We start from the raw sequence: 13,975 nt of genomic DNA on the forward strand, positions 1-13,975 counted from the left end.
GTCGAATATTATAGCCACTGAGGTGAGCAATTTGCGATGAAAAAAAGACAAAATGTCATGATAAAGGGTACGAAGGATGGGCTAGTTCTTAGCTTAAATGATCAGTGCTCTTATCCTGAGTTATTAGACGAACTAGAGGAAAAACTTGTAATTCATCATGTGGAAAGTGAGGATAGCCCGTTGATTTCAGTAAGAATTCAACTGGGAAATCGTTATATATCACCAGAACAAGAAGAAGAATTAAAGGAATTAGTGAGAAATAAAAGAAATTTAGTCGTTGAAGAAGTCCAAAGTAATGTAATTACAAAAAAAAGAGCGAAACAAATTCAAGATGAAGAACAAATTTATTCGGTTGCTTCAATTATACGATCTGGACAAGTTCTTGAAGTTCCGGGTGATCTGTTATTAGTTGGTGATGTAAATCCCGGTGGTACCGTTATTGCAGGGGGAAATATTTATATCATGGGGGCATTAAAAGGAATTGCACATGCCGGTTACGGCGGCAAACAAAAATCTATCGTTGCTGCATCTTTAATGCTGCCGGCACAAATTAGAATTGCCGATTGTATTACTAGAGCTCCCGATCAGTATGGTAAACAAGAGCATCATGAAATGGAATGTGCTTACATAGATGATACCAATCAAATTGTTATTGATCGTATACAAGCATTAAAACATCTTAGACCAAATATTACTAGTTTTAAAGGGGGATACTAATCATGGGTGAGGCAATCGTTATAACTTCCGGTAAAGGTGGAGTCGGAAAAACGACCACATCTGCTAATTTAGGCACTGCACTTGCCCTCCAAGGAAAGAAGGTGTGTCTTGTTGACACCGATATCGGTCTTCGAAACTTGGATGTCGTGTTAGGCTTAGAAAATCGAATTATTTACGATTTGGTAGATGTTGTGAATGGCCGTTGTAAACCCCATCAAGCATTAGTAAAGGATAAAAGATTTGAAGATAAGTTATTTCTTCTCCCTGCCGCTCAAACAAGTGATAAATCAGCGGTAAATCCCGAGCAAATGAAAAAACTAATTGGTGAGTTAAAACAAGAATATGATTATATTATAATTGATTGCCCGGCCGGCATTGAACAAGGTTATAAAAATGCTGTTGCAGGAGCAGATCGAGCGATCGTAGTTACAACACCGGAAGTATCTGCCGTGCGTGATGCTGATCGAATTATCGGTTTACTAGAAAAAGAGGAACAAATCGAACCACCAAAATTAGTCATTAATCGAATTCGAAACCATATGATGTCAAGTGGAGAAATGTTGGATATTGATGAAATTACCAGCCATCTTTCGATAGATTTAATTGGAATCGTTTTAGATGATGAGGAAGTTATTAAGTGTTCGAATCAAGGCGAGCCAATTGCATTAAATCCTAATAGTAAAGCATCAATCGCTTATCGAAATATTGCTCGAAGAATTCTTGGTGAATCCATTCCGTTGCAACAATTAGAAGAGAATAAACCGGGAGTATTTGCCAAAATTAAAAGGCTTTTCGGTGTAAAGGCTTAAATTATTTAGACCTTCCAATAATGGAAGGTCTTTTTGCATATTAAAAGAAAAATAGATAGCTTGTCATATCGTGCAAAAGCTCATCATAGAATAGTACAAACTGTTTAAGGGAGAATGGTGATCGGATGGGAAATCGTGCGGATGAAATACGGCGACAAATGGCTAAAAAAAGGAAAACAAAATCATATCCACGAAAAAAAGAGAGTAAGCAAATTTCTTCTCCTCCCTATAGGGATGAGTTTGATGATTATCCGATTTTTGAGGCAGATCCACCTAGTAAAGTACATCCTTTATGGAATAAAGAACTATTCCTATTTAAAATATTAGTTTCAGCGGTTTTAGTTCTCTTTGTAGCGATTGTATTTAAAAGTTCGACTCCGAAGCTTGATCAGGTAAAAAGCTTTGTGAATAATACGATGACCTCAGAGTTTCAATTTGCAGCAGTTTCAAACTGGTATGAAAAACAATTCGGAAAACCTTTAGCCTTATTTCCGATTAAAAATGATGGGAAAGACAATAACTCAATCGCTAAGGAGGATTATGTGATGCCTGCATCTGGAAAGGTTCTTACGAATTTTTCCGCTGACGGACGCGGTGTAATGATTGAAACAAAATCTGATGAATCAGTTGATGCAATGGATGGAGGAAAAGTAATTTTTGCCGGTAAAAAAGAAGACCTTGGTAAGACTGTCATCATACAGCATCCGGATATGACTGAATCATGGTATGGAAATTTAGAAACAATTCAAGTGAAAGAATATGAAGAAGTGCATACGGGCAAAAAAGTCGGGACTGTTTCAAATGCAGCAGATGGTCTAACAGGAGAATTCTATTTTGCAATCAAGCAAGGAAAGAAATTTATCGATCCGATACAGGTGATAAAATTTGAATAATTTCATAGGGCTGTTACGAAAAATTCATATTCATCCATTATTTTGGATTATCGTAGGGATTGCTGTCATAACTGCCCGGTTTCATGAATTATTAATATTATTTAGTATTCTTTTTATCCATGAAATGGGACATAGTATCATGGCCCATTTTTTTTCTTGGAGAATAAAAAAAATCTCTATACTGCCATTCGGCGGTGTAGCGGAAATGGATGAACACGGTAATAGACCGCTAAAAGAAGAACTGCTTGTCATCCTTGCTGGACCGATTCAACACGTGTGGCTTGCAATAGTAATGTTTGTTTTATTCAAAATGCATATTATTTCGATTAGCTTCTTTCAGACATTTATGGACTATAATTTAATGATATTACTATTCAATTTACTACCTATTTGGCCATTAGACGGAGGTAAACTTTTGCATCTTTTATTTTCGGTCAATAAGCCATTTTTGCAGGCAATACGGATAACTTTATTTATTTCTTTACTTTTTTTACTAATTTTCCATGTAATTAGTATAATTATTACTCCGTTTAATTTAAATATTTGGATTGTCGTCATATATTTGTACATTTCCTTATGGGCTGAATGGAAACAAATGAATTTTGTTTTTATGCGATTTTTATTGGAACGATATTATGGGAAGAAAATGGATTTTAAACGATTGCGCCCTCTTAATATAAATGGCGAAGAATTCCTCTATGAAGTATTGGAAAAATTTCAACGTGGGAAAAAGCATCCGCTTTTAATTATGAAGGATGGGAAAGAAATCGGCCATCTTGATGAGAATGAAGTATTGCATGCTTATTTTGCAGAAAAGCAAATAGACGCCAAAGTGAAAGACCTTATGTATAGCTATTAACTGGTGTCCCTTGACGAATCATTTAAACCTATTTAAAGTTATAACTAGCCTGCCTATATATGAGCGGGCTTTATTGCTTATTAAGGGTAGGTGCAAGATGATGAATGAAATAGTTATTAATTATAAAACATCAGAAAAAAGATTTGCGACAGTAGAAAACGATAAAGTTACCAAAATATTTATTGAACAGCCACAAGATGAGACAAAAGTTGGTAATATATATGTTGGAAAAGTTATCGATGTTAAAAATGGAATGAATGCCTGTTTTGTAGATATCGGGACGGATAAACATGGGTATGTTCATCGTGATCAGCTCCCATCATACATACAAAATGAAGATCCTAATAAACAATATCTTTCTATTTCGAAATTTGTTCAAAAAGGCGAAAAGCTTATTGTCCAAGTAAAAAAAGATGAAACAACGATAAAAGGGCCATTGTTAACAGCCGTTATTGAACTTTCAGGGAAGAGAATGGTATACATTCCTGAAGGAGGTTATATAGCAGTATCTAAAAAGGGTGATGAAGAGAGCAGAAGAAAATGGCGAACTTTAGTACAAAAACATCAAATGAAACATGAAGGCTTTATTATTCGAACGAATGCATTCCATTCGAGTGAAGAAGAATGGCTTTCCGAATTAAACATGCTTCGTCAAAAATATGTGTACATCATTAAAGAATCGTATAATCTAAAACCACCTGCACTACTAGAAAAATCTTCAATGTTTGAAAATGAACTAATGAATGAGCTAACCCACTTAACGAATGGGAAGGTCATTTCAGATGATCAACAATTATTGCAACGTTTAAAACAAAATCATCATTCATCGGAATGGGAATTCTCCTTTCATTATAGTGATGAAAACATCTTTGCGACATATAAAATTGAATCGGAAATTGAGAAATCATTAAGGCGGGTAATATGGCTTGAAAATGGTTCGTATCTTGTTATAGATGAAACAGAAGCGCTTGTTAGCATTGATGTGAATACGGGGAAATTTTCCGGTACAAAGGACTTTCAAGATACAGTTTTGCAGACGAATATTTTAGCTGCTAAGGAAATGGTCAGGCAATTAATCATTAGAGATTACGGCGGCATAATATTAGTTGATTTTATAGATATGAAAAATGAAAAACATCGCCAGCTCGTTCAAAAAACGATTGAAGAGGAAGTAAAGAAGGATTCTAAATATACAAGACTAGTTGGGTTTACAACACTAGGGATCTTCCAACTGACTCGCAAAAAAACAAAGAAATCACTAGCTGAAACACTTTTAACACAATGTCCGGTTTGTGCAGGAAGAGGCAAGGTGGAAAGTCCTGAAACAATGGCTTTTCGCTTAGAAAGAGAACTTTTGGAAAAGCCTTTTAAAGAACATGAAGCTGTTTTAATTGAATTAACGGATGAGGTAAAAACAATTTTTTGCGGGGAAAATAATGTTCATTTAAAAAGAATTGAACAGTCATTACATGTACAGCTCTTCTTTTCAATTATACCATCCTGCCGCCCAATCTATTACATACGTCATTTTGGATCGAGAAAAGAAATATCCGCAAAGATGAATAACGGATATTGACATAAGAGTCTCATTTTGATAAGATTTTAATGTTATGTTTGTAGCACCCGTGCTACAACCGCACAATTCAGGTTTTAAGTGTTTGCTAATTGGCAAAACGCCTGCTTTTGGCGAGTCTGAGTTTATTAAGGAGGTGCAAGTATGTACGCGATTATTGAAACTGGTGGAAAACAAATCAAAGTTGAAGAAGGCCAAGCTATCACAATCGAAAAATTGAATGTTGCTGAAGGTGAAACTGTTACTTTCGACAAAGTTCTTTTCGTAGGTGGCGACTCTGTAAAAGTTGGAAGTCCTCTTGTTGCTGGAGCAACTGTAACTGCGAAAGTTCAAAAACAAGGACGTTCTAAGAAATTGGTTGTTTTCAAATATAAGCCAAAGAAAAACTATCACAAAAAACAAGGTCACCGTCAACCATTTACACAAGTTGTAATTGAAAAAATCAATGCATAAGGGTGACTGTGCATGATACATGTTCAAATCCGGCAAACATCTAATCGGAAAATTTCATCCTTTACGATGAAAGGTCATGCAGATTTTGCTACGAAAGGCCAAGATATCGTTTGTGCAGGTGCTTCAGCCGTTTCATTCGGTGCGATTAATGCGATTATGGAATTGACTAAGATTGAACCTTTGATTAAACAATCAAATGGCGGATATCTTGAATGTACAATTCCTGAGCAGTTACCTTCGGATGAGGAAGCGAAAGTACAATTACTGTTACAAGGTATGGTCGTTTCATTACAAACGATTGAACGCGATTATGGTAAATATATTAAAATAACCTTCAGGTAGGAGGTGGAACAAATGTTAAGATTAGATCTTCAATTTTTCGCATCTAAAAAGGGAGTAGGTTCTACTAAGAACGGTCGTGACTCTATCGCTAAGCGTTTAGGCGCTAAGCGTGCGGACGGTCAATTGGTAACTGGTGGATCCATCCTTTACCGTCAACGCGGAACTAAAATCTATCCAGGTGAAAACGTTGGCCGTGGCGGAGATGATACACTTTATGCAAAAGTTGATGGTATCGTACGTTTCGAACGTATGGGCCGCGACAAGAAAAAAGTGAGCGTATATCCTGTTGCACAAGAAGCTTAATATGACGATTAAAAAACTCTAATCGATCTTATCGGTTAGAGTTTTTTTTATACTAGAAATGCAATAAATATTTACTTTTGATATACTATCAAAAGAACGATAAGAATGTATGTATTAGGAGAGTCAATTAAATGGAAAAGTGGACGATTGTTGAAGTTCTTCGACATGCACGCCATGATTGGATGAATCAGCTTCAGCTTATTAAAGGAAATATTGCATTGAATAAACTAGACAATGTGAATCGAATAATGGACAAAATGATAGTAGAAGCACAACAAGAATCAAGACTATCGAATTTAAAACTCCCTCACTTTGCAGAAATCCTACTTACATTTAACTGGGAACCCCATCCATTTCAAATTGATTATGAAATATTAAGTGAAAATGGGGAGTTAACTGTTGATGACCAAATGTTATCAAATTGGATTCAATCATTTTTCCTCACTTTAGAAAAAGTCGTAGTTCCTTTACAAGAAAATAATTTATCCATTGCATTTGAACAATATCAGGGCCAAACACGTTTTGATTTCGAATTTAATGGAACAATAAAAGAAAATGGGCAGGAATTATTAAAAAAATGGTTAAACAATCAAGAAAAAATGATTAAGAGTGTAAACATAAATAAAATAGATTTAACCTATTTTTCTGTTGAAATAATCATGTAATTCACATTGATATAACAGTATTATAATTATAAGGGTGGTACTTCTATGTTTGTAGATCAGGTGAAAATATTTGTTAAGGGTGGCGATGGCGGAAACGGTATGGTCGCCTTCCGAAGGGAAAAATATGTTCCTAAAGGTGGTCCTGCTGGTGGTGATGGCGGAAGAGGTGCAGACGTAATATTTGTCGTCGAAGAAGGGTTAAGAACATTAATGGATTTCCGTTATCAACGACATTTTAAAGCCGATCGCGGGGAACATGGCATGTCAAAAGGACAGCACGGCCGCGGCGCAGAAGATATGGTTGTGAAAGTTCCTCCAGGTACAGTAGTTATTGATGATGACACAAAAGAAATCATCGCTGATTTAACCAAACACGGAGAACGTGCTGTTGTAGCAAAAGGTGGTCGTGGCGGTCGTGGAAATATTCGCTTTGCGACACCGGCGAACCCGGCACCGGAAATATCGGAAAATGGTGAACCGGGACAAGAACGATATATCGTTCTTGAATTAAAGGTGTTGGCCGATGTCGGATTAGTAGGGTTCCCAAGTGTCGGTAAATCAACCTTATTATCAATCGTTTCTGCAGCGAAACCGAAAATAGCTGAATATCATTTTACGACAATTGTTCCTAATTTAGGCGTAGTCGAAACAGAAGATGGTCGCAGCTTTGTAATGGCCGATTTACCGGGCTTAATTGAAGGTGCCCATGAAGGGGTTGGACTTGGTCATCAATTTCTTCGACATATTGAGAGAACGAGAGTAATCGTCCATGTTATAGATATGTCAGGACTTGAAGGAAGAGATCCGTATCAAGATTATGTCACGATTAACCAAGAATTAAAAGAATACAACTTACGATTGATGGAAAGACCGCAAATAATCGTTGCAAATAAGATGGACATGCCAGATGCGGAAGAAAATCTCGCTAAATTTAAAGAGCAGCTGAAGGAAGACTATCCAATCTATCCAATTTCTGCGATTACAAGACAAGGCTTACGAGATTTACTATTTGCAATTGCGGATTTACTTGAAACAACACCGGAATTTCCATTACATGAACTTGAAAAAGAAAAAGAGGAAGAACAGCGGGTTGTATATAAGTATGAAAAACAAGAACAAGAGTTTGATATTACGAGGGATCCTGATGGAAGCTTTGTTGTGACAGGAGATAAATTAGAAAAATTATTTAAAATGACTAATTTTTCACGAGATGAATCGGTTAGAAGATTTGCTCGACAATTACGTTCAATGGGCATCGATGATGCATTAAGACAGCGTGGCGCGTCTAATGGGGATATTGTGAAAATTATGGATTATGAATTCGAATTTGTTGAATAATCTTTCAATAATAAAATAGTAATTGAGCTTTAGACAAATAAATAACTAGCCAATTGCTATATATAATGCGATGGAACGCTTTGTATTTTGTATTGGGGGAGTGACCTTGGGGAAAAAAGAGATAGACTATAAATTCATTCTCGTCCGTGAAGATGTGTTGCCTGAGGCAATGAAAAAAACGTTGGAAGTAAAAGAACTTATAGAGCGCGGAAAAGCTGATTCTGTAGCAGATGCAGCACAAAGCGTTGATTTAAGTCGCAGTGCCTTTTATAAATACCGGGACACTGTATTTCCTTTCCATTCGATCGTTAAAGAACGAATGATTACTTTGTTTTTCCACTTAGAAGATCGGTCAGGGACACTGTTTGAATTACTTGGCGTCATCGCTAATCATTCGTGTAATGTATTAACTATCCATCAAACAATTCCGATACAGGGACGTGCGAATGTGACGATTACATTAGAAGTAACAGATATAACGATTGATCTTGATGAGTTATTATCGAAATTACGTCGTTTGGATTTTATTGATAAGGTGGAAATTTTAGGTTCCGGAGCATGATAGTGGGGGATCGAGAGGGGGAATTTTAGATGAGAGCAGGATATTTAGGTCCAAAAGCCACTTTTACAGATATAGCAGTCCAAAATGCATTTCCTGATGTTGAACGAATAGCTTATACAACGATTCCCGATTGCTTCAAGGCCGTTAAAAATAAAGAAGTCGATATGGCTATTGTCCCTTTTGAAAATGCATTAGAAGGGTCAGTACACCTAACGACAGATTATTTATTTCATGAAACAAACCCTCCGATTAGAGCAGAAATTATTGTTCCTATTCAACAACATTTAATGGTGCATCCGATGCAATACAATAAGTGGAATGAGGTTGAACGTATTTTATCTCATCCCCATGCACTTGCCCAATGTCATAAATTTTTACATCAACAATTTCGTGGGGTAACCTTGGAACAAATGACATCAACGGCAGCTGCCGCTAAATATGTAAGTGAACATCCGGAATCGAACATGGCCGCTATTGCAAATGAATTAGCGGCTGAAAAATATAACTTGCAAATCGTGAAAGAAAACATCCATGATTACGATTTTAATCATACTCGTTTTATCGTTTTAGCACATAATGATACAGAAATATTACCTTCGCTTACGTCTACATATGAAAAAACGACAATAATGGTTACTCTTCCTTCAGATCGGGCCGGCTCTTTACATCAAGTGCTTTCTGCTTTCGCCTGGAGAAAAATAAATTTAAGTAAAATTGAATCGCGGCCATTGAAAACGGGTTTAGGTCATTATTTCTTTATGATTGATATTAATCAAACATATGAAGATCAGTTAGTGAAAAATGCAATCGAGGAAATTGAATCACTCGGTTGTCAGGTGAAAATTTTAGGAAGTTATTTTTCCTATCATACACAAAAATAAATCCAACAGCTGTCTGTTGGATTTAATTTTTATTCATTAGTATTAATTAAAAACCCGGCATTATTTAATGCGTTTTCGACATCTATAAGTTGTTGCTCACTTTTTGCAACAATTGTATGGATATGAATACCATGGGTTAAATTTGATAAGTAGACAGCTTTCGTCGCTTTAACTTTTTCAATAAACTGTTTGACTTGTCTACGATTAGATACCATGATTGATGCTGTTAGGTCACCATATACAGGATGTTCAATTTTTACATCTTTTACTGTAACGCCATGATCAACAATGAGATTTAGCTCATTTTCAGCCTGTTCTGGTGTGTGATTACATGCAATCGTTTTTTCATATTGATCCGAAACCTTTTGTTGTCGGAGATATAAATAGCCTTGACTTGTCGCTATTATTGGTTCACTTTTAGCTTTTAATAAGGTTATATCATTAACAATTACTTGACGACTGACATTAGCTATTTTCGCTAATTCTCCCCCAATAATTGGTTCATTACTTTCTTTTAGCAACTGTAAAAGAAAATCGCGCCTATTTTCACCAAGTAATTTTTTCTCTTCTAACACTCAGATAGACTCCCTTCAGCTTTTTATTCCTATTTGGATTCTAACATAATGTTTTGTACAGAACCAACTAATTGATATATGCCAAATTTTCTTTTGTTTATTTCATCTATTAACTATATTTACAAATAACCTAGCCTTCTTCCGGTAGTGAGAAGGTATATTTTTATCGTAAGAAACATAAATTTTTTTAGAAGAACATTAGCATTTTGCCCATTTTGACATAGACTATATGGACTTATGCCTGAGGAGGGGAACTTTAGTGAAGATCCATATTGTTCAAAAAGGCGATACTCTTTGGAATATTGCTAAAAAATATGGCGTTGATTTTGAAGAACTAAAGAAAATGAATGCCCAATTATCTAATCCGGAAATGATTATGCCTGGTATGAAAATAAAAGTACCTACAACCGGAGGAACAATTAAGAAAGAAGTGGCAATTCCTAAGAAGGAAACGCCAAAGGCTGTACATCCATATAAAGAACAGCCAGTGCCAACATTGCCCGTGCAAAAAGAAATCATTAAGGAGGTTCCAAAAAAGGAAACGATCTATACTCCTATTATGCCGCAGCCTGTCATCCCGGAAATTGATATAAATAACTATTATTCGATGCACATGTCACAAATGCAAGCGCAAATGCAAGCGCCGCCTCCAGTGAAAGAAGAAAAAGTAGAAAGCATTGAATCACCAGTTGAAATGCCAATGATGCCAGTTCAAGAGGAGTGTTTTGAAGTGTATCCAACCGTACCTTGTATGCCAATAGCTGATTGTGGATGTGGACCTACTCCGTACCCATACGGGTATCAAGCACCGATGGGACATTACCCAATGCAACAAGGATTTCCAATGGGTTATAACACACCAGTTATGCCGGAAGTCCAAGGAGCTATGTCTTATGCACCTGAAAACTATTATTATGGCCAAGGAGCTTATCCAACACAGGTTCCTGAGCATGGAGGCTGGATGCATGAAGAAGAAGAATCATCATCTATGCCGATGATGGCAAGCCATTCAATGCCGCAACAAGGAGTATTTATTCAATCTCAAGACGCTCAGTTTCACGGTATGCATTCCATGCCAAATGTCCAACAAGGTGCGTACTTACCTGCCCCGGATGGCCAATACTCTGGGATGCCATATAACCAATATGGTCAATTTGGAAATATGCCGCAGCAAGGTGTTAACATGAATTTTCCAGAAAGACCTGATAATCCACACTATGGAAGTCATGAATATTATGGAAGCCAACATGACTACCATCATCATCCGGATTACCATCAAGGACAGGGATATGGTCAAGGACATGAATATGGGCATGCTCATCATCATCATGGACATCACCCATACGGACATTATGGATATCATCCGTATAGTCATTTTTATGGTGTTCAACAAGGTTGGCATCCAGGATACGGAACCCCTTATATGGGATATGGTCAAGGCTATCCAGGTTACCCGGGGGGCTATCCCGGAGGTTACCCAAGACAGGAAGAAGATTGTGATGACTGCTAATAGAAGAAGTGACGGAGACGAATTCGAACATCGTCTCCTTCTTTATTTAACCTCGTTTACCGGAGAAACGTTTTTATATGTAAAAAAAATCAAAAATGGTATTTGGGTTTGTAAAACAGCTAAAAACACTTGGATTTTAAAGGAATTTCCAACTAAAGAAAAAATCGAAAATCAAATATATTTAACAAAACTTTTATTTATAAATGGCTTCCATTGGACTTATCGATTTCACCCAGTCCATGCGAAAAAAATTTGCTTTTTTGAGGATAGGATATTTGGATTAATTGAATTTATAAAAAAAGGGTCTTCATTTTCATATCAAACAAAAAATAACAGGATTCAAGCAATAAAGTTATTATCGAAATTCCATGAAAAAACCCAATTATTTGCTAATGAATTTTCGACTAAATTATCGTTTTTTAATCAGATTGAAAAATGGGAGACAAGATTAAATGATTTTATTTCTAATTTTCCTCAGTTAAAAAAGTTTATTCCACAATATTATATAGAGGTCTATGTTGAATGGGCAAAATGGTCATTACATATGTTGAAACAAAATAAAAATTATTTTAACCAACAAGCAAAATGTGTTATTCATGGTGATGTTGCCCATCATAACTTTATATATAATTTTGATCAACAACTTTTTTTGATTGATTTTGATCTAATACATTTAGGAAGCCCTGTCATTGATTATTTACAATTCACCAATCGAATTTTGCCTTATATTGAATGGTCGCATCATGAATTACAACAAATGGAAACAATTAAAGATTTATTAAATCATAAAGCTTTTGTCATTGCCCTTATCTATCCAACAGATGTTCTGAGGGAATGGAATCGATTTATCAGATCAAAAAACAAAAAGAATAAGGATCAATCGTTAGCTTACTTAAAGGAAATTACTTTTAATCAATATGAACAAAGGAAATCTTTTGCAAATGAAATGATAAAAAGAATATAAGGGACTTTTAGGTGAAATAACCAGTAACAAACGGAATAGAATGGACTCCACCTCACAAAATATAAATGAGCAAAAAATGCTCTAGGAGTAAAGTTAGGGGGAGTACTGTTTTGAGAAAGATACTTTTAGCAGCACCTATCTCACTCTTGATGGTATCGGGCTTGACAGCGTGTGGAAATAATGATCAAACAACGAACAGTTTCCAGCAAGTCGGGTATCATACAAATGATGTAAATATGGTTGACCATGATGGCCCAATTACGGAACTATTGGACTATTCGCTTGGCAATGTGGATAACGTGAAAAAAAACAATAATCTTCTGCCATCGGGATATGTTGATGATTATGATCATCCAATTCAATCGCCTTTTACAGAATATAATACAAATAATCGGGGAGTGAACAACAACAGGATTCTCCGAGACATTAATTATCATGGTCATTTAAATCATCATAATGCGAAAGGAAAATCTTCCTACTATACCGCTTATGAAGGTGCTCTTGCCCAAAAGTTATCCGATGAGGCAATTAAAGTACCGAATGTTTCAGATGCGCGTGCGTTGATTAGCGATAATACAGTGTTACTGTCAATTGTTCTTAAAAATGACAAAGACAGTACGAAGACTAAAGCAAATGTTGAGCAGGCGATACGTCCATTTTTAAATGGACGACATTATTTGATTACTACAGATGCGGGAACGTATTATCGAGCAAGAGATATAGACAATGATTTAAAAGACGGCGGTCCCCGCGACACGATCAAAATGGATTTGAAAAATATGATCAAGTTACAGAAAAAACAACAATAATTTTTGATTGATGGAGAATAGAAAATCTGTTCTCCATTTTTCTTTCGATATATGGAAAAGCATTACCTTTTCATAAAAATAGGTTGGATATTTTTGTGAAATATCGGTCACACTAAGCATACGTACTAAAAAACGTATAGGGGTGACACAGCTATGAGATTTTTTGTTCGAATCGTCTTCATTGGCATATTCGCATTAGGAGCTTTCTATATTAGCTTTTTACAAGATGATAGCGAACATGTAAAAGACTCGAAGACAACTCGTGAGCCTAAATCCATTGAAGTATCATCAACACCAAGTAAGAAAACAGTCATTCTGGAAAGAGTTTATGTAGATGGTGAAGTAAGTGAAGAGATTCTGTCTGAAAATGTTCATAACATTCACTCAGTAAAAAATAAATATCGTGATTGGCAAATCGTACAAATGGATGAAGAGCAAATTGTACTGCAAAAGAAAATCAATGACATATCTCCCCTTCTTAAGGCGAATGGATATTTTGGTATAACTGATGATGGAACGATTTCTATTTTTAACGGAAAACCAATTAATGCTGATATCATCCAGTCATTTTTTCAAATTGATATAAAGAAGTTGGAAGGAAAAAAACATGAAGAATTGAAAAAAGGTATACCTATCAAGTCGAAAGAAGAATTTGATAAAGTATTAGAAACACTTAAACCATACTCTATACAAAAACAGCAAAAATTAACCGGTTCATAAGA

The 13,975-nt window shown here is 35.8% G+C and carries 17 protein-coding genes and 1 other annotated feature; of the genes, 16 read left to right on the forward strand and 1 reads right to left on the reverse strand.

The genetic code is table 11. The features are described from left to right. Positions 1-36: 36 nt before the first annotated feature. From minC to pheA, 12 genes are all read left to right on the forward strand, one after another. On the forward strand, positions 37-717 hold the full coding sequence (gene minC / locus B5V89_RS02710) for a septum site-determining protein MinC (RefSeq protein WP_107957960.1): 681 nt from the start codon (positions 37-39) through the stop codon (positions 715-717). Positions 718-719: 2 nt separating this feature from the next. Continuing rightward, complete coding sequence (gene minD, locus B5V89_RS02715) at positions 720-1,526, forward strand: septum site-determining protein MinD (protein ID WP_066227208.1); 807 nt, start codon at positions 720-722, stop codon at positions 1,524-1,526. Positions 1,527-1,651: 125 nt separating this feature from the next. Beyond that, positions 1,652-2,419 (forward strand): M23 family metallopeptidase, encoded by a 768-nt coding sequence (locus B5V89_RS02720; protein WP_066227212.1) that lies wholly within the window; start codon positions 1,652-1,654, stop codon positions 2,417-2,419. Beyond that, the gene (locus B5V89_RS02725) at positions 2,412-3,278 is read left to right on the forward strand and encodes a M50 family metallopeptidase (RefSeq protein ID WP_066227215.1); all 867 of its coding nucleotides are present in this window, start codon (positions 2,412-2,414) and stop codon (positions 3,276-3,278) included. The genes B5V89_RS02720 and B5V89_RS02725 overlap by 8 nt, the downstream gene beginning before the upstream one ends. Before the next feature lie 97 nt (positions 3,279-3,375). Next, positions 3,376-4,854, forward strand: a complete 1,479-nt coding sequence (locus B5V89_RS02730) for an Rne/Rng family ribonuclease (protein WP_066227218.1) — start codon at positions 3,376-3,378, stop codon at positions 4,852-4,854. 46 nt (positions 4,855-4,900) lie between these two features. Then, positions 4,901-4,982, forward strand: a sequence feature (ribosomal protein L21 leader region). 13 nt (positions 4,983-4,995) lie between these two features. Beyond that, positions 4,996-5,304: a 50S ribosomal protein L21 gene (rplU, locus tag B5V89_RS02735; protein WP_066227221.1), complete on the forward strand. Its 309-nt coding sequence runs from the start codon at positions 4,996-4,998 to the stop codon at positions 5,302-5,304. Between the two features lie 12 nt (positions 5,305-5,316). Further along, positions 5,317-5,646 (forward strand): ribosomal-processing cysteine protease Prp, encoded by a 330-nt coding sequence (locus B5V89_RS02740; protein ID WP_066227224.1) that lies wholly within the window; start codon positions 5,317-5,319, stop codon positions 5,644-5,646. Between the two features lie 12 nt (positions 5,647-5,658). Beyond that, a complete protein-coding gene (rpmA, locus tag B5V89_RS02745; protein WP_058002044.1) occupies positions 5,659-5,949 on the forward strand; it encodes a 50S ribosomal protein L27 in 291 nt (96 codons plus the stop codon). Positions 5,950-6,080: 131 nt separating this feature from the next. Beyond that, a complete protein-coding gene (locus B5V89_RS02750; RefSeq protein WP_108070380.1) occupies positions 6,081-6,614 on the forward strand; it encodes a Spo0B C-terminal domain-containing protein in 534 nt (177 codons plus the stop codon). Between the two features lie 45 nt (positions 6,615-6,659). Continuing rightward, on the forward strand, positions 6,660-7,952 hold the full coding sequence (obgE, locus tag B5V89_RS02755; protein ID WP_066227229.1) for a GTPase ObgE: 1,293 nt from the start codon (positions 6,660-6,662) through the stop codon (positions 7,950-7,952). Positions 7,953-8,022: 70 nt separating this feature from the next. Continuing rightward, positions 8,023-8,514 (forward strand): ACT domain-containing protein, encoded by a 492-nt coding sequence (locus B5V89_RS02760; RefSeq protein ID WP_107920257.1) that lies wholly within the window; start codon positions 8,023-8,025, stop codon positions 8,512-8,514. Positions 8,515-8,543: 29 nt separating this feature from the next. After that, the gene (gene pheA / locus B5V89_RS02765) at positions 8,544-9,395 is read left to right on the forward strand and encodes a prephenate dehydratase (protein WP_066227234.1); all 852 of its coding nucleotides are present in this window, start codon (positions 8,544-8,546) and stop codon (positions 9,393-9,395) included. 29 nt (positions 9,396-9,424) lie between these two features. On the opposite strand, the gene B5V89_RS02770 is transcribed toward pheA, so the two are convergent. Beyond that, on the reverse strand, positions 9,425-9,970 hold the full coding sequence (locus B5V89_RS02770; protein WP_066227237.1) for a transcription repressor NadR: 546 nt from the start codon (positions 9,968-9,970) through the stop codon (positions 9,425-9,427). Between the two features lie 259 nt (positions 9,971-10,229). On the opposite strand from B5V89_RS02770, the gene safA reads away from it, so the two are divergent. The 4 genes from safA to B5V89_RS02790 all read left to right on the forward strand — a co-directional run bounded on the left by safA (position 10,230) and on the right by B5V89_RS02790 (position 13,973). Continuing rightward, positions 10,230-11,480 (forward strand): SafA/ExsA family spore coat assembly protein, encoded by a 1,251-nt coding sequence (gene safA, locus B5V89_RS20560; protein WP_108070382.1) that lies wholly within the window; start codon positions 10,230-10,232, stop codon positions 11,478-11,480. Then, complete coding sequence (locus B5V89_RS02780) at positions 11,470-12,444, forward strand: phosphotransferase (protein ID WP_066227242.1); 975 nt, start codon at positions 11,470-11,472, stop codon at positions 12,442-12,444. Before safA ends, B5V89_RS02780 begins: the two co-directional genes overlap by 11 nt. A gap of 110 nt (positions 12,445-12,554) precedes the next feature. Beyond that, entirely contained in the window at positions 12,555-13,253 is a 699-nt protein-coding gene (locus B5V89_RS02785; RefSeq protein WP_181294595.1) for a YhcN/YlaJ family sporulation lipoprotein, read from the forward strand. A gap of 153 nt (positions 13,254-13,406) precedes the next feature. After that, complete coding sequence (locus B5V89_RS02790; protein WP_108070388.1) at positions 13,407-13,973, forward strand: BofC C-terminal domain-containing protein; 567 nt, start codon at positions 13,407-13,409, stop codon at positions 13,971-13,973. The last annotated feature ends 2 nt before the right edge of the window (positions 13,974-13,975 follow it).

The sequence above is a fragment of the Heyndrickxia sporothermodurans genome, assembly GCF_003055045.1.
GTDB lineage: Bacteria > Bacillota > Bacilli > Bacillales > Bacillaceae_C > Heyndrickxia > Heyndrickxia sporothermodurans.

Bases quoted from the DNA above. Each gene is read 5' to 3' on its own strand.
- B5V89_RS02720 (WP_066227212.1), top strand. From the start codon at position 1,652: ATGGGAAATCGTGCGGATGAAATACGGCGACAAATGGCTAAAAAAAGG.
- B5V89_RS02780 (WP_066227242.1), top strand. From the start codon at position 11,470: ATGACTGCTAATAGAAGAAGTGACGGAGACGAATTCGAACATCGTCTC.
- B5V89_RS02790 (WP_108070388.1), top strand. From the start codon at position 13,407: ATGAGATTTTTTGTTCGAATCGTCTTCATTGGCATATTCGCATTAGGA.
- B5V89_RS02760 (WP_107920257.1), top strand. From the start codon at position 8,023: ATGGAACGCTTTGTATTTTGTATTGGGGGAGTGACCTTGGGGAAAAAA.
- B5V89_RS02730 (WP_066227218.1), top strand. From the start codon at position 3,376: ATGATGAATGAAATAGTTATTAATTATAAAACATCAGAAAAAAGATTT.
- B5V89_RS02740 (WP_066227224.1), top strand. From the start codon at position 5,317: ATGATACATGTTCAAATCCGGCAAACATCTAATCGGAAAATTTCATCC.
- pheA (WP_066227234.1), top strand. From the start codon at position 8,544: ATGAGAGCAGGATATTTAGGTCCAAAAGCCACTTTTACAGATATAGCA.
- minC (WP_107957960.1), top strand. From the start codon at position 37: ATGAAAAAAAGACAAAATGTCATGATAAAGGGTACGAAGGATGGGCTA.
- rpmA (WP_058002044.1), top strand. From the start codon at position 5,659: ATGTTAAGATTAGATCTTCAATTTTTCGCATCTAAAAAGGGAGTAGGT.
- rplU (WP_066227221.1), top strand. From the start codon at position 4,996: ATGTACGCGATTATTGAAACTGGTGGAAAACAAATCAAAGTTGAAGAA.
- B5V89_RS02750 (WP_108070380.1), top strand. From the start codon at position 6,081: ATGGAAAAGTGGACGATTGTTGAAGTTCTTCGACATGCACGCCATGAT.
- obgE (WP_066227229.1), top strand. From the start codon at position 6,660: ATGTTTGTAGATCAGGTGAAAATATTTGTTAAGGGTGGCGATGGCGGA.
- minD (WP_066227208.1), top strand. From the start codon at position 720: ATGGGTGAGGCAATCGTTATAACTTCCGGTAAAGGTGGAGTCGGAAAA.